Genomic DNA, 15,307 nt, shown 5'->3' on the forward strand with positions numbered 1-15,307 from the left:
ACGGATTACGAAAACCTTCTTCCCATGACAATATGCAAATAATAATCGTTAAATTTGTGGACTCTTTTTTAGACGGGTGCCTGCTGGCGCCCGTCTAAAAGGGGACACCCTAAAATTGGAAACTTACTACAGGTTTCATCGGACACAGACCGGATGGAGTTGAAATATGTATGCCCAGGAAGAAACCAAAAGGAAAAGAGCTTACTGCTGTTGAAAAACAAGAGAACAAGCGGATTTCCGGAATCAGGATTAAAGTGGAGCATGCCATAGGTGGTATGAAAAAATGCCGTATTGTCAAAGAACGATTCAGATGCCATAAATTCGGTTTCGAAGATATGGTGATTCTTATTGCTTGTGGATTACACAACTTCAGAATCAGCCACAAAATGAGTCATATAACAAATTAATCTATATAATGTCTAAATTATATTTATTCTTATATCGAACTCACGTTAATTAGATGTTATTATAAATCTTGGAAATATAAATGAACTTTTTGGGCTTGTTGTATAAATTCTTTTTTTATGCATATTTTGTTTGAGATACAAAATATACAACAGTCATATACTCTAAGTAATAACTCATTATGATTAGAGAAGATGGCGAAATGGATTAAGAATGAAGGCAGATCGCTATTTCTTATTAAATCCATGTAAGAAACCAAATTTTCTTTGTTTATTTGATAATAATGACTAAACTCATAATGCTGATGGTTAAATTCAGTATTGATTCTAAATTTTTCAAGTGTTTGAAAAGCAGAGCAATCTTCTAACTCAAAACTGTCAATAGCTAATATTGAGTTGTTAGGGAGTTGAGAGAAAATTTGAATCAAACCATATTGCTGTAAAGGAATATACATATCTTGAACAACAATATCATTTTCTTCACATTGGGTAATAAACTCCTCTGATAGTTTTATTTTATCAGATATACAAAATAGCCCTTTATAAACAGCTGCTAATGGTTCCAAATAGGTTTCTTGACAAACGAAATATTCAGAATCTATTAGGTATTTAGAGACATTTACATTCTCTAATATTTGAATAAAGGTTTGTATATTAGATTTATCTATCTGGATAAAAACTCCAGATAGATAAATGTAAGTGCTAAAATTAAGTTTTATTTCATAGTCTTTAATTAAGTTAAAGACATAATCATTCCTAATACTTTGATTATTAATTTTTATTATAGAATTATCTGGAAGTTGAGAAATAATTTGAATTAATCCTCTTGTTTGTAATTTGTTCTGCATATTATTTAATGTGTTTATTTACTAAATTTAGAAAAATATGAAAATTTTCCTCTTTGGTCCCAGGTATAGGGAGGCGTATCCATTTTCCATCTCTTAAATAAAAAAGTTCTATATTTGCATGGCGTACATAATCTTGAGGATGTAAATTCATATCTTTAAAAACATTATTAACTCCTGCATGTGTTTCTACTCTAAAATGTATTTTTAAATCTCCTTCTATTAAAGTTACTCTAACTTCTTGTGTACCGGTTACAGGTTGCAATCCAGGTTTTAATCTTTCTGCAATATTACGAATTTTTTCATTGCTACCTATAGAAGGTTGTGGACTACTTGCAAGAGGGGTGTCAGGTTTAGGCGTTTTAGGCATAGCATCCGGCATCACTTCCGGTACAGAGGTTAATGAGCCGGTTTCTCCTACAGCTGTATTTTTCTATGAAAACATTCCTCTTCCCTGTGCGATGGCATTTCCGTGCCAGAAGTTCTGTCCTTTGATGATGGCTGTTCCTCCTCCAATGACTCCTTCTAATGCACCTCCACATATCGCTCCTGAAAAGGCTCCCATAGTCCCGTTTCCCAGTGCATTGAGAAAACTTCCTCCTGCCATGAGTGTGTTTCCCATTCCGAGTGTGAATCCTGAAGCGGATCCTCCCACCATTCCTGAAATCGCTCCACCGATAAATCCTGCCCCTCCGACAGTTCCTCCGGCCAGTGCCCCTGCGGCAGCACCTACTCCGAAATATCCGAAAAACTGTCCGACGCTTCCAATGTTATCCCAATGTGTTGCTACATTGATGGCTCCGCCTATGAGTGCTCCCGCTATGATCCATCCGATAATTTCCCCGTTCTTGTCCACATAGCACAGGGGTCTGTTCATACAGTATCCGTACCCGTTCATAGCCTGTGTAAAGTCGGGCAGCTGTACGTAACTCAGGAATCTTCCCAGTATCGGGTCGTACAGTCTCGCATTCATGTGGATAAGTCCGAATCCGTCCAAATGTTCGTGTCCTGTAAACCCTCTTCCTGTCATCAGGCTTGGTACTTCTGTACCGGTATAGATTTTCTGTGTGTCGGGGTCTTTTCTGCTTCCCCATGCATCGAAGCTGTTTTCCTCGATGATCTTTCCTTTGTTGTCTGCCACCTGCAGGATGCTTCCCAAGTAGTCCCGGTGCAGGAAGCGGATATCGGTTTTCCCTTCTTTTTTGACGAAGAGTGCAGGCGCTTCGTAACAGTCTCCTCCTACATAGAGCCTTTCTTCCGTTCCGCTACTGTCGCAATGGACTTCATAGTTTCCTCCGAGGTAATACCTTGTGTATACGGTCTTTCCCTCTTCTATCATTCTCATCCGTACCTTGTCGAACAGAGCATTGTAGGTGAATTCTGCCCTTCTGCTTCCTTCCTCTATCCATGCGGGTCTGTCCGCAGCAGTATATCCCACCTGCAGTCCGCTGTGTATGCAGGCTTCCTTCTCCGGTGTGTTTCCTGTAACGGCATAGGGACGGTTGGGGTTTGTATATACCATTTCTCCTGCATCCCCTTTGCGTACGATGTTTCCGTCGGGTGCTTCTTCCCTGACACTTTCCACCTTTCCGTATGCATCATAAGTGTAGTAGGTACTGATCGCTTAACCGATATCGATTGTCTCTATAAAAAAGCCATTCCAACACCTTAATCGTAAGGTATCGAAATGGCTTATTAAATAAAGATGATTTTGGATTTATCTGGACTCAGTTTCCATCACCTTTTTCAATTTTTCTGCAAATTCCAGATAATCTTGTAATTCGTTTCTTGCTCCACGGGTAAAACGGGAGTTTTCATCCTCTTTCATACAACCGGATAAATCAGTCTCAAAATCTTGAATATAATAATTCAATCTCCATAAAGCGAGGTCTTTTCGCCCTTCCAAATAGTATGCAATGGGTAATCCTATATGACACCAAGTTTCAAACTTGGAGTAAATAAAACCACTTTCCATTTCTGCGATCAAATTTTTTCTGTCCGATATATAGTCCATATAGGGAATGGCTTTTTTAACAATCGCTTGTGTCATATCGTCTATTTGTGGAATTATATCTTCCTCTTTTCGGAATGTCCAGCATAAGTCATCAGTTCTCACAAGGTTGAGTAGCATAGTATAAAAAGTATTATAGGTATAATGGGGATAGGGGAAATGAAAGTTGAAGAACTTTCGCTTCAAATTGAATTCGTCCTTATAGCCTACTGCAATCCCTGGATATATAGCTTTTACACCATGATGATAATAGGAGGGAGGAAATTCTATTCTTTGCCACACATTCTTGCTTATATCTCGAGTGAAACAGTTTCCACTTCGTTTTACAAATCCATACGGTGCCAAACGTTCTGCTAAAGCTTGTATAATTTGTTTTTGTAGTTCTTTCATTTTTATCATTGATTAGTTGAATTGAATTTTACAGAAATCATATATTCTAAGTGAGATAAGGCTATATGAATCTAAAAGCTAAATTTAAAAATAATATCTGCAAATTACAATATATTTACCAGTATATTTCCCTCCTACCAAATTGTTGAAGGCTGGTACATTTTTTGCATTATTACCAATAGGAATAAAAGGTGGAGTTTGCTTTTGCATTATGGGGATGTTGATTTTTTGGTTAGGAGTCATTCTTGCTGTAGGTCCATTCTTGACTTCAAACAAATGTAGAAGTCCGTCTTTTTCTCCAACAAAATCAAAACGGTTCCGTACTCCATTCAATTCTATTGTAACTTCTGTTTGATGAACAATCCCTCCTTCATCTTGAAATTCAGTGATAGCCCTATTGACTCCCTCCTGACCTTTTTGGTATGGAGTAAGCCGTTGTGCTTGTCCTGCTGTGCTTGTCTGTTCTGAGATTTTAGGCATAGCATCCGGCATCACTTCCGGAACAGAATTTAATGACCCGGTTTCTCCTACAGCTGTATTTTTCCATGAAAACATTCCTCTTCCCTGTGCGATGGCATTTCCGTGCCAGAAGTTCTGTCCTTTGATGATGGCTGTTCCTCCTCCAATGACTCCTCCTAATGCACCTCCACATATCGCTCCTGAAAAGGCTCCCATAGTCCCGTTTCCCAATGCATTGAGAAAACTTCCTCCTGCCATGAGTGTGTTTCCTGTAACGGCATAGGGACGGTTGGGGTTGGTATATACCATTTCTCCTGCATCCCCTTTGCGTATGATGTTTCCGTCGGGTGCTTCTTCCCTGACACTTTCCACCTTTCCGTATGCATCATAAGTGTAGTAGGTACTGATCGCTTAACCGATATAGATTATCTCTATAAAAAAAGCCATTCCAACACCTTAATCGTAAGGTATCGAAATGGCTTATTAAATAAAGATGATTTTGGATTTATCTGGACTCAGTTTCCATCACCTTTTTCAATTTTTCTGCAAATTCCAAATAATCTTGTAATTTGTTTCTTGCTCCACGGGTAAAACGGGAGTTTTCATCCTCTTTCATGCAACCGGATAACTTAGTTTTGTTTATATACAGGAAATTTTCTGGTGAAAATGATGCATCCAATTTTGATTGACAATCCAATTAAAAGTTAGATTATGTTGTAGGAAAATGATATTTTTATCAGAAATGTTTCCTTGTATCTTTATTCCATCTTTTGCTCTTATTTTTTACCTATAGTTTAAAAGTTGCCGAAGTATTGTCAAAAATGATGCGTAGTATTTTATCTTCATCTTGACAAGAGAAGACAAAAGAAATTCGATGCACTTTTTCATCGCTCCATACATTCAACGCAATAAAAACTATTTGCAGATAGGTTTTTAAATCTTGCTCTGATAATCCGGAAAGACTTTCATGAAAGATAATAATATCTTTTTCCAAAATCCAATGGAAGTCATAATATAAGTCAATTAATGCATCCCAGTTTTTCCCGAAATAGCCTGGAAAATGAAGAGCATTAGAAAGTTTAGTAAATAAATCTAATTTATTACTTACAGGAGCTATATGCGCAATGAAAGCTTTCGAATCTAAGCATTCGTTAATTTCATCTGTAAAAAATAATCCATTCATAGTTTTAAAATTTCATTTTATATAATAATCTGGAGTAAACCAGATACCGTTATTTCCAATAACAATCCTCATAGGTCCGGGTCTTGTTGCATTTTGCGGGTTAACAATATGTACATATTCTTTATAAACATTTCCATCCTTTAGTGGAGGTAAAAGTCCTTTGTCATTATGGTAAATTGTTCCGTCATGCCTAAAGGTATATAATTTCCCTGAATATATTCTATCTATTGTGGGTTTTAAATCATGTGTAATACCGTTGGATTCTACAATAAAACGTGTATAATCATGTTGGGGTTGGTATATACCATTTCTCCTGCATCCCCTTTGCGTACGATATTTCCTTCGGGTGTGTATTCCACCTTTTTCCCGGCATAGAGGGTCAGTCTCCTCGATTGGGAGTATTAGAGCTTTTATAGACCTAATAACAATAAAAAATTATTCGAACAGACCTATTCCTTGTAGTAATGCTTGAAACAGCGGAAACCACCGGAGTGAAACAGGATTAGGATAACCATAATCTCAGCTTAAATGAACTTGAATATTGAAAATCTCATAGATTGAGCTTAATAGACCCCCTCTATTTCTGTCTTATAAACTAAGACCGAATAGAGGGGTTTTCATTATTAACAAAAGAGAAAAAACAGATTATCTAAACTTCGATATACAATAATGCTGTCCTTTGCTTCAGAAAATCCATTGAACGCCCAGCTGCAAACGCCTTAAACTACCATCCGTAACAAACTTTCCTTCCCTGAAGAAAAAAACATCACTATCATGCTGTCCATCATTATAACCTACATAAAAATAACGAAGAAGAAGGCTACACCGGCGCCCAAGTGAATAAGAAGCGCCCAAAGATAACCCAGCTTCATTATAATTATTATTCTTTCCATCCAGCCCGCTTTGAATAGCTACAGACGCCAGAGCTTCTCCAAACAACTTTACTCTATTCTTCTGCCAAAAAGCATATTGTCCGTATAATCCGATAGATTTGTATTTATCGGCAGCCAACTCAAAACGTGTTTTTAGCCCGGCAACCCAGCGACTACTGAACTGATAGCCCAATGTAGGGGATAAAAATACATATCCACTACACTTATCATAATAATTGTTGACATGTCCATATCCAACATTCAATTCAACAAACAGGCCCGATTCTTTTACTTGAGCAGAAACCAATACACAAGAACATAATATACATAATGATATAAATAATGTTTTCATCTTCTTTATATTATATGATTAACGTACTATTTTATCGAGGACTCACATATAAATTTTTTCTACCATATTTAAAGTTGTAATTACCTACATTAACATTATCCAATAAATACCACCCATTATGAGTTCCATTCTTCCATCCCCAATTCATATGGAAATAAAGTTTACCATATCCTGATTTTGCAGGATCAGAACAAGAAGGGTAATCCGGACTAGAATAACTATAATATCCAGGACCTCCATGACGATATTCTATAAAATAAAGAGTCTCATAATCAATATCATTTGCACCATCACAAACCCAAGCATGTCCATCCCAGTCCCAGATTAGAAACTTATTGTCTGCACCTCTCATATAAATAGGCCTCTTATGAACAAATAATTCATTAGCTGTCTCACTGTAATCAAAATCTTTTATTACTGCATTGTACTGAAAATAGTTTGAAAAAGCTTTTTGTGCTTCTTTAATATTTGAGCCGGATTCTTTAGCTCCATAATCCATATGGACAGCCTTTCCAACCTCATATATTAAATGTTGTGTATCAATAGTTGCAGTTGCATCTGGCATATTATCCCAGTTGTAAGTATCAGGATATTTATGATATTTCATAATCTGAGCCATGGCAATAGCAACGCATCCTGCTTTACTGTGATTTGGACATTGAGCATTAAATGGCAAATCTTGATGCCATACTGTAGTCAATAAAGGCCCTACTGTTCTTGTCCTTGTATTATCTTTGATTGCAACAATCGTATAATTTTCAGGCGAACCATACTGTGATGCACGTCTTTTAAAATCTGAAAGAATTTCTTCACCCCCATATGAAAAGAAGCTAGAAGCACAGTTAGATAAAGGATAAAACCTATATCCTGGATGTGACTTTCTTAATTCTGTAAGTCTAGCAGCATATGCATTTGATTCATCAATTGTTGAGCGTGAATATGACATTGTATTACCATTATCTACTCCCCCATATAAAGTCCACAAATAATGAACATGTGATTGAAGTGTATCTTTTACTTTCTCAGAATTTAATATATTCTTTTTAATATACTGCATCCACTCTTCTAATCCAGATATCAAATACTCTCTAGAAAAATTACTTTTATCAGAATATGCCAAAACTGGATAATATGTTTTCCTGGCACTTATTATTACGAAGCCACCTCCAGAATAATTTATCACATACATTACTGGAATATTTAGAGAATCATTTATTGTAAAAACTCTTTCTTCTTTACAGCCTATTTTTCTTGATTTTTCTTTAAAAAGGAAATTTCCGGCCACACGTAATGCTATAGCTTCAGTCACTTCAACAGTTTCATTATCAACAGAAGTTTCGCTAATAAGTTCATCTGTTTGATTCTCCAAGAATAGGTCTTGAGACTCAGAACAAGCACACAACAGAGTTAAAAATAAAATAAAAAGATTTTTTTTCATAGAAGTTAAAATTTAAAGTCTGATAAACGAATTTAATAAAAAGGTTTTTATTAAATTCATTATTTATACGATATCGGTTTAATATTTATTCATTTTTAGTTATATATAATTATCAATCTTGCTCTACCGTAAAAACTACAGTGTTCTTTTAATTGTTAACTAATAATCAAATGTTTACATTTTTCAAAACTCTTTTTCATCAAACATTAAAATGTTGATCAGTTCTTTTATTATAAAAACTCTTGTATGATCTATATGAATGAAAAGTCACTCCAATAAGAAGTACAATATCCTTTAAATTACCAACTACTGCACATTCACAATATTCACAGATTAAAGATGATTTTACAAACTGGTACATCAATATTCAAAGTTCTCTTTTCCATTTAATCGTTATTGTACTTCATTTGCACAAATACGTTTTACGATTCGCTCTTTTTAAAGTATCTTTGTCCCATAAAACCATCAAGTTAAACTATAAAGAAAGGAAATACAGTGGCAAAAGATAAAGAAGTGGTAATGACCCCCATGATGAAGCAATACTTCGATTTAAAATCCAAACACCCCGATGCGATCATGCTGTTCCGGTGCGGCGATTTTTACGAAACTTATTCTGAAGACGCGGTCGCTGCCGCTGAAATACTGGGAATTACCCTAACCAAACGTGCCAACGGACAGGCCAAAACCGTAGAAATGGCCGGTTTCCCACATCATGCACTCGACACTTACCTGCCCAAACTCATCCGTGCAGGACGACGGGTAGCTATCTGCGACCAACTGGAAGATCCCAAGACAACAAAAAAACTGGTGAAACGCGGTATCACAGAACTGGTGACTCCCGGTGTAGCCATCAGCGATAATGTACTCTCTTACAAAGAAAACAACTTCCTGGCAGCCATTCATTTCGGTAAAACGGCCTGTGGAGTCGCTTTCCTGGATATTTCTACCGGCGAATTCCTGACAGCCGAAGGAAATACAGACTACATAGAAAAGCTGCTTACCAACTTTTCTCCCAAGGAAGTCTTGTTCGAAAGGGGACGCAAACCGATGTTTGAAGGAAATTTCGGAAGCAAATACTTTACCTTCGAACTGGACGACTGGATTTTTACGGAAAGTTCGGCACGGGAAAAACTGCTGAAACACTTCGAGACCAAAAACCTGAAAGGATTTGGTGTGGAAGCCCTTAAAAACGGTATTATCGCTGCCGGTGCCATTCTTCAGTATCTGGACATGACACAGCACACCCAGATCAGCCACATTACTTCGCTGGCCCGCATCGAAGAAGACCGGTATGTACGTCTCGACCGATTCACCATACGCAGTCTGGAACTGATACAGAGCATGAACGAAGGAGGAAGCAGCCTGCTGGATGTCATCGACCATACCATCAGTCCGATGGGAGCCCGTATGCTGAAACGCTGGATGGTATTCCCCCTTAAGGACATCGCACCCATCAACGAACGGCTCGATGTGGTAGAATATTTCTTCCGCGAACCCGACTTCAAGGATTTCATCGAAGAGAAACTCCACCTCATCGGCGACCTGGAGCGAATCATCTCAAAGGCGGCCGTCGGACGAATTTCTCCGAGAGAGGTGGTACAGCTGAAAGTTGCCTTGCAGGCTATCGAGCCCATAAAGAACGCCTGTCTGAATGCAGACAACCAAAGCCTTCACCGTATCGGAGAAAAGCTGAACCTGTGCGCAGACATCCGTGAAAGAATAGCCCGCGAGATTACCAACGATCCTCCACTGATGCTGAACAAGGGAGGTGTCATAGCCCAAGGAGTCAATGCCGAACTCGATGAGCTTCGACAGATTGCCTACTCGGGAAAAGACTACCTGCTGCAGATTCAGCAGAGAGAAAGCGAACTGACCGGTATCCCCAGCCTGAAAATTGCCTATAACAACGTCTTCGGATATTACATTGAAGTCCGCAACACGCACAAGGACAAAGTTCCGGCCGAATGGATACGCAAACAGACCCTGGTCAATGCGGAGCGCTACATCACTCAGGAACTGAAGGAGTATGAAGAAAAAATTCTGGGAGCCGAAGACAAAATTGCGATACTGGAAACTCAGATCTACACCCAACTGGTGCAGGAACTGGCCAATTACATCACCGATATCCAGGTCAACGCTTACGAAATCGCCCAGCTCGACTGCCTCCTGTCCTTTGCCAGCACGGCACGTGCCAACCGGTACATCCGACCGGTAGTGGCCGATGACAACGTACTGGACATCAAGCAAGGAAGGCATCCGGTCATCGAGAAACAGCTTCCTCCGGGAGAGCCCTACATAGCCAATGACGTATATCTCGATACCGAAACCCAGCAGATCATCATCATTACCGGACCGAACATGGCCGGTAAATCGGCCCTACTGAGACAGACGGCACTGATTACCCTGATGGCACAGATAGGCTGTTTCGTACCTGCCGAAAGTGCCCATATCGGACTGGTAGACAAAATATTTACCCGTGTAGGAGCCAGTGACAACATTTCGGTGGGAGAATCAACCTTTATGGTGGAAATGAACGAAGCCGCCGACATCCTGAACAACCTGTCTCCGCGCAGTCTGGTACTTTTCGACGAACTGGGACGCGGTACCTCGACCTACGACGGTATCTCCATTGCCTGGGCCATCGTGGAACACATACACGAACATAAGAAAGCCCGTGCCCGCACCCTATTTGCCACTCACTACCACGAACTGAATGACATGGAAGCACAGTTTCCACGCATCAAGAACTATAATGTATCGGTGAAGGAGATAGACAATAAAGTCATCTTCCTGCGCAAGCTGGAACGGGGCGGCAGCGAACACTCTTTCGGTATTCATGTAGCCAAGATGGCCGGTATGCCGAAAACCATTGTCAAGCGTGCCGACGAAATACTCCACCAGTTGGAAAAGGAAAACCGTCAGGAAGGACTGTCGGCCACTGCCACGACAGAGAAAAAGACCGGAAAGAAGATGATATCCGCTTCCCGGCAAGATGGTCTGCAACTGAGTTTCTTCCAGTTGGACGACCCGGTTCTCTGTCAGATACGTGACGAAATACTGCACCTGGATGTCAATAACCTGACTCCGCTGGAAGCATTGAACAAACTGAATGAAATTAAAAAAATAGTAAGAGGTAAGTAAAAACAAGGAGAATTTTACCTTGTGAGAAGACACACAACAAGGGCTGTAAAATATGGGTAAACTCAACCAATAGTCTTCCAACTATTGAAACATCCTTATTTTACAGCCCTTATATTCTTCAGTTCAAAAGTCAGCATTCACTCCACAGCCTTTTCCCACTCAACTGTCCCGGACATGAATCCCGATACTTTGCCGGCAATTCTCATTATTCCCCCATTACCAGCTTCAGCCGACTGCTTCCGGTACGAGCCTTCAGCCAATCGTACATTTTCTGCTTCTCCGGAGCGGAAGGCAAAGAAGTACAGTCCACAAAAGCAAACATCACCGTATCAATCTGCAAACTGTCGATATTCAGCTGAAGGTTCCGGGCAATCGAAATCGTATTGACAAACGGGAAAAGCACCTTAATTTCTGCTCCTACCTGTCTGTCCACCCAACTGGCTCCTGTAAAGTCGGCCAGTGCCTTCTGCAGAGAATCTGATTTCTGCTCCAGTGCATGAATTTTCTGTTCGCTCCGTTTATAGAAATCTTCCAGCACCATCGACTTGATGTTGCTGATATCTGCCCCATCCTTACTGTTCATTCCCTGGAAAACGGTCAGTTTGGTTTCTCCCAGGTTATATTTGTCCATCTTCATGCGAGCCGTAGCCAACTGATCTTCCGATACCTCACGGCCGACCAGCACCACCTTAATTTCCTGATCATGATAAGATACCTCACGGCTCAGAATCTGCGATTCCGGAAAATTCAGCTCCGAATTGATAAAATTGGTAGCCGCACTCGTATAGAAAGTTTCCTTCACAATGCCGTAAGTCAGATAAATGGCCGGGCACATGGTAGCCACCGAAATCGCAATAATGTATTTGCGCACCAGACTCTCGCGTGCCTTGTCCATAAACTGCTTCCGCTGGAAGTGCATCACACGCACCCCGATGAAAGTAGCGAGACTGATAAATACCGAATTGATGAAATACAGGTAAAATGCACCCAGAAAATAAAACAGGTTGCCCGTAGCCAGTCCGAATCCGGCCGTACACAAAGGAGGCATCAAAGCCGTTGCAATAGCCACCCCGGGAATCACATTTCCTTTTTCCTTGGTTGCCACCGCCACAATACCGGCCAGTCCACCCACCAGTGCAATGAATACATCATAAATGGTAGGCGAAGTACGTGCCAGCAGCTCCGACTGCACATCATCGAGCGGAGTAAACGAAAAATAGACAGTCGCCGTCGTCACACTGAAAAGTGTAGCCACCAGGTAACTCTTCAGTGAACGCTTCATCAGTTCAAAGTCATTGATGCCGACAGCCAGTCCCACTCCCATGATCGGCCCCATCAAAGGAGAAATCAGCATGGCACCGATGATGACAGCCGTAGAATTTACATTCAGTCCCAAAGAAGCAATGAAGGTAGCGAAAATCAATACCCACAGATTGGTTCCCTTGAACTCCACTCCGGAACGGATTGCCGCCACAGTGACCTGTTCATCTTCCTTGCTCCGGTTCAGGTCCAGATACTCATTGAAAAATTTACGGATCAGAAATTTTCTTTCCTGGTTTACTTTCATAATACACCCTTTAAGATTTGACAAAACGGTTCAACAGCGGAATGCTTTTCAACGGAAGATCTTTCCTGATGATATATCCCACAAAGACCAGCAGCAGCAGACTGCGGAACACCAGACGAAGCAACGTGTTTTCGATATGTACCCCGTAAGCCACTCCAAACAGCAAGGCAGCCAGTATCAGATACATACCCATGGCTCCCAGCGGATAACTTACCGGATATTTCCGCTGCCCGATGACATAGGACAACAGCGTAATGACGCCATATCCCGCTACCGATACCCAGGCAGAAGCCACGTATCCGTAAGTCGGTACCAGCCAGACGTTCAGTGCCAGAATAACCGAACAGCCGATCAGTGAAAAATAAGCTCCCCAGTATGTCTCATCTGTCAGCTTATACCAGAACGAAAGATTGAAATAAATACCTTTCAGAATTTCCGCTCCCATCACAATCGCTACCACTCCCAGTCCTTCCCGGTAATCACTGGCCACCAGGTACTTCAAGATATCCATATAAAACATCACCGCCAGAAAAGCCAGCAATGCAAATATAAAGAAATATTTCATGGCTGCCGAATACATTTTCTTACTGTCCTTCTCTTTGTTCTTTCCAAAAACGAAAGGCTCATACGCATAACGGAAAGCCTGTGTAAACATAGCCATTACCATGGCCACCTTGCTGGTCGCACTGTAGATGCCCAGCTGCACCAGTCCCTCCTGACGGTCGTCGAACAAGAACGGATAAATCATCTTGTCGATGGTCTGATTCAGAATACCCACCAGCCCGAAAATCAGAATCGGAAACGAATAATGAATCATCCGTTTCATCAGTACCGGGTCTACCCGATACGTAACGCACTTCAGTTCCGGTATGAAGAAGAACATCTGTAGCACCGACATGATCAGATTAGACACAAAGATGTATCCTACCAGATAGTCCGGATTGTAAAACCAGGAAACCAGTTCGGGCGAATGCCGGTAAAGATACGGGCAAAGCAACAGGAAAAACAGGTTCAGTCCGATGTTTCCCACAATATTGAGCAGCTTGATAGCCGCAAACTTGATCGGTCTCTTCTGATAACGCAAATAAGCGAAAGGAATACACTGGAAAGAGTCGAGTGCCACCACCAATATCATCATGGCGATGTAGTCCGTGTGGTCGGGATATTCCAGCAGGTTTGAAATGGGTTGCAGGAAAATCATGCAAAGCACCACAAACAACAATGACAATCCTCCGATGAATATCAGTGAATTGGCATATACCTTTCCGGCATCCTCTCCCTGCTTGTTGGCAAAACGGAAAAATCCCGTCTCCATACCAAAGGTCAGCAGCACCAGAATCAATGCCGTATACGCATATACATTAGATACTACTCCGTAACCTCCCGTAGCCGACGGAATGACCGCCGTATAAAGGGGTACCAGCAAATAATTAAGAAAGCGACCTACGATACTGCTCATCCCGTAGATCGCTGTGTCTTTAGCCAAAGATTTCAGTCCAGCCATATTTTTCAGTTTACCTAATAATTAGTCAAACAACGTCTTGCTACTGTTATAGATACTTCTTCCCAAGTGCTTGTAGGCCAGTTCCGTCACCTCACGGCCGCGAGGCGTACGCTTCAGGAATCCTTCCTTGATCAGGAACGGTTCATATACTTCCTCAAGTGTACCCGGATCCTCTCCCAGCGCCGTAGCGATGGTGGTCAGACCGACCGGTCCTCCCTTGAACTTATCAATGATGGTACAAAGTATCTTATTGTCTATTTCATCCAGTCCGTAACGGTCGATGTTCAAGGCCTCCAGCGCAAAGCGTGCAATTTCCACATCAATCCGTCCGGAACCCTTGACCTGTGCAAAGTCGCGTACACGACGGAGCAGTGCATTGGCAATACGGGGGGTTCCACGACTGCGCGAAGCGATTTCTCCGGCAGCATCCACATCGCAGGGTACTCCCAGGATACCGGCCGAACGCAGGATAATGCGTGACAACACCGTATCATCGTAATACTCCAGATGCAGGTTGATACCGAAACGGGCACGCAAAGGCGCCGTGAGCAAACCGCTGCGGGTAGTAGCTCCCACAAGGGTAAACGGATTCAGGTCCAACTGGATACTGCGTGCCGAAGGACCTTTATCGATCATGATATCGATGCGGTAATCCTCCATTGCCGAATACAGATATTCTTCCACTACCGGACTCAGACGGTGTATCTCGTCAATAAACAATACATCGTTCGGTTCCAGACTGGTCAACACTCCGGCCAGGTCGCCCGGCTTATCCAGCACCGGTCCTGAAGTCACTTTAAATCCCACTCCCAACTCATTGGCAATGATATTGCTCAGCGTAGTTTTTCCCAGTCCGGGAGGGCCGTGCAGCAATACATGGTCGAGTGCCTCCGCGCGCAGACGGGCTGCCTTTACAAAGATACGCAGATTGTCGACCACCTTGTCCTGACCACTGAAATCTTCAAACTGAAGCGGACGGAGGGCGTTCTCAAAATCACGTTCCTTGCCCGAAGGCTTATAATCGCGTATGTCAAATTGTTGTTCTTCCATCATAGCTGCAAAAGTACAAATAAAAGAAAAACAAGTATGCAGAAAAACGTTTTTTTAAAAGAGATAATTCTGACCCTATATTTGCTTATCT

General features: G+C 41.4%; 13 protein-coding genes. 2 read left to right on the forward strand and 11 right to left on the reverse strand.

The window, feature by feature from the left end; translation table 11 throughout:
* Nucleotides 1-170 precede the first annotated feature (170 nt).
* Nucleotides 171-407, forward strand: a complete 237-nt coding sequence (locus tag H3001_RS19800) for a transposase family protein (RefSeq protein WP_181215164.1) — start codon at nucleotides 171-173, stop codon at nucleotides 405-407.
* A gap of 59 nt (nucleotides 408-466) precedes the next feature.
* Here H3001_RS19800 and H3001_RS13060 read toward each other — a convergent pair whose 3' ends face one another.
* The 8 genes from H3001_RS13060 to H3001_RS13100 form a co-directional block, all read right to left on the reverse strand.
* Entirely contained in the window at nucleotides 467-1,252 is a 786-nt protein-coding gene (locus H3001_RS13060; RefSeq protein WP_181215165.1) for a hypothetical protein, read from the reverse strand.
* 1 nt (nucleotide 1,253) lies between these two features.
* Nucleotides 1,254-1,619, reverse strand: coding sequence for a hypothetical protein (locus H3001_RS13065; RefSeq protein ID WP_181215166.1), 366 nt, complete (start codon nucleotides 1,617-1,619; stop codon nucleotides 1,254-1,256).
* A 63-nt stretch (nucleotides 1,620-1,682) separates the two neighbouring features.
* Nucleotides 1,683-2,834, reverse strand: coding sequence for an RHS repeat domain-containing protein (locus tag H3001_RS13070; RefSeq protein ID WP_181215167.1), 1,152 nt, complete (start codon nucleotides 2,832-2,834; stop codon nucleotides 1,683-1,685).
* A 132-nt stretch (nucleotides 2,835-2,966) separates the two neighbouring features.
* Nucleotides 2,967-3,650 carry a hypothetical protein gene (locus H3001_RS13075; RefSeq protein ID WP_181215185.1) on the reverse strand — a complete coding sequence of 228 codons (684 nt, stop codon included), beginning with the start codon at nucleotides 3,648-3,650 and terminating at the stop codon, nucleotides 2,967-2,969.
* 84 nt (nucleotides 3,651-3,734) lie between these two features.
* Nucleotides 3,735-4,367 carry a hypothetical protein gene (locus tag H3001_RS13080; protein ID WP_181215168.1) on the reverse strand — a complete coding sequence of 211 codons (633 nt, stop codon included), beginning with the start codon at nucleotides 4,365-4,367 and terminating at the stop codon, nucleotides 3,735-3,737.
* A gap of 529 nt (nucleotides 4,368-4,896) precedes the next feature.
* The gene (locus tag H3001_RS13085; RefSeq protein WP_181215169.1) at nucleotides 4,897-5,292 is read right to left on the reverse strand and encodes a barstar family protein; all 396 of its coding nucleotides are present in this window, start codon (nucleotides 5,290-5,292) and stop codon (nucleotides 4,897-4,899) included.
* A gap of 684 nt (nucleotides 5,293-5,976) precedes the next feature.
* Nucleotides 5,977-6,516 (reverse strand): outer membrane beta-barrel protein, encoded by a 540-nt coding sequence (locus tag H3001_RS13095; protein WP_181215170.1) that lies wholly within the window; start codon nucleotides 6,514-6,516, stop codon nucleotides 5,977-5,979.
* Nucleotides 6,517-6,547: 31 nt separating this feature from the next.
* A complete protein-coding gene (locus H3001_RS13100) occupies nucleotides 6,548-7,954 on the reverse strand; it encodes a C10 family peptidase (protein ID WP_181215171.1) in 1,407 nt (468 codons plus the stop codon).
* Between the two features lie 519 nt (nucleotides 7,955-8,473).
* Here H3001_RS13100 and mutS point away from each other — a divergent pair.
* Nucleotides 8,474-11,095 (forward strand): DNA mismatch repair protein MutS, encoded by a 2,622-nt coding sequence (gene mutS, locus H3001_RS13105; RefSeq protein WP_219915880.1) that lies wholly within the window; start codon nucleotides 8,474-8,476, stop codon nucleotides 11,093-11,095.
* 205 nt (nucleotides 11,096-11,300) lie between these two features.
* Here mutS and H3001_RS13110 read toward each other — a convergent pair whose 3' ends face one another.
* Genes H3001_RS13110 through ruvB form a run of 3 tightly spaced genes read right to left on the reverse strand, consistent with a single transcriptional unit; the run spans nucleotide 11,301 to nucleotide 15,216 of the window.
* Nucleotides 11,301-12,662, reverse strand: a complete 1,362-nt coding sequence (locus H3001_RS13110; protein ID WP_178245205.1) for a TIGR00341 family protein — start codon at nucleotides 12,660-12,662, stop codon at nucleotides 11,301-11,303.
* Between the two features lie 10 nt (nucleotides 12,663-12,672).
* Nucleotides 12,673-14,166 carry an oligosaccharide flippase family protein gene (locus H3001_RS13115; RefSeq protein WP_181215172.1) on the reverse strand — a complete coding sequence of 498 codons (1,494 nt, stop codon included), beginning with the start codon at nucleotides 14,164-14,166 and terminating at the stop codon, nucleotides 12,673-12,675.
* A gap of 21 nt (nucleotides 14,167-14,187) precedes the next feature.
* The gene (gene ruvB / locus H3001_RS13120) at nucleotides 14,188-15,216 is read right to left on the reverse strand and encodes a Holliday junction branch migration DNA helicase RuvB (protein WP_178245216.1); all 1,029 of its coding nucleotides are present in this window, start codon (nucleotides 15,214-15,216) and stop codon (nucleotides 14,188-14,190) included.
* Nucleotides 15,217-15,307 lie beyond the last annotated feature (91 nt).

Origin of the sequence: Phocaeicola faecicola (genome assembly GCF_013618865.1) — a bacterium.
GTDB classification, from domain to species: Bacteria; Bacteroidota; Bacteroidia; order Bacteroidales; family Bacteroidaceae; genus Phocaeicola; species Phocaeicola faecicola.

Coding starts and splice junctions, on each gene's coding strand:
- ruvB (WP_178245216.1), bottom strand. CDS start 15,216: ATGGAAGAACAACAATTTGACATACGCGATTATAAGCCTTCGGGCAAG.
- H3001_RS13075 (WP_181215185.1), bottom strand. CDS start 3,650: ATGAAAGAACTACAAAAACAAATTATACAAGCTTTAGCAGAACGTTTG.
- H3001_RS13085 (WP_181215169.1), bottom strand. CDS start 5,292: ATGAATGGATTATTTTTTACAGATGAAATTAACGAATGCTTAGATTCG.
- mutS (WP_219915880.1), top strand. CDS start 8,474: ATGACCCCCATGATGAAGCAATACTTCGATTTAAAATCCAAACACCCC.
- H3001_RS13110 (WP_178245205.1), bottom strand. CDS start 12,662: ATGAAAGTAAACCAGGAAAGAAAATTTCTGATCCGTAAATTTTTCAAT.
- H3001_RS13115 (WP_181215172.1), bottom strand. CDS start 14,166: ATGGCTGGACTGAAATCTTTGGCTAAAGACACAGCGATCTACGGGATG.
- H3001_RS13100 (WP_181215171.1), bottom strand. CDS start 7,954: ATGAAAAAAAATCTTTTTATTTTATTTTTAACTCTGTTGTGTGCTTGT.
- H3001_RS13080 (WP_181215168.1), bottom strand. CDS start 4,367: ATGGCAGGAGGAAGTTTTCTCAATGCATTGGGAAACGGGACTATGGGA.
- H3001_RS19800 (WP_181215164.1), top strand. CDS start 171: ATGCCCAGGAAGAAACCAAAAGGAAAAGAGCTTACTGCTGTTGAAAAA.
- H3001_RS13060 (WP_181215165.1), bottom strand. CDS start 1,252: ATGCAGAACAAATTACAAACAAGAGGATTAATTCAAATTATTTCTCAA.
- H3001_RS13065 (WP_181215166.1), bottom strand. CDS start 1,619: ATGCCTAAAACGCCTAAACCTGACACCCCTCTTGCAAGTAGTCCACAA.
- H3001_RS13095 (WP_181215170.1), bottom strand. CDS start 6,516: ATGAAAACATTATTTATATCATTATGTATATTATGTTCTTGTGTATTG.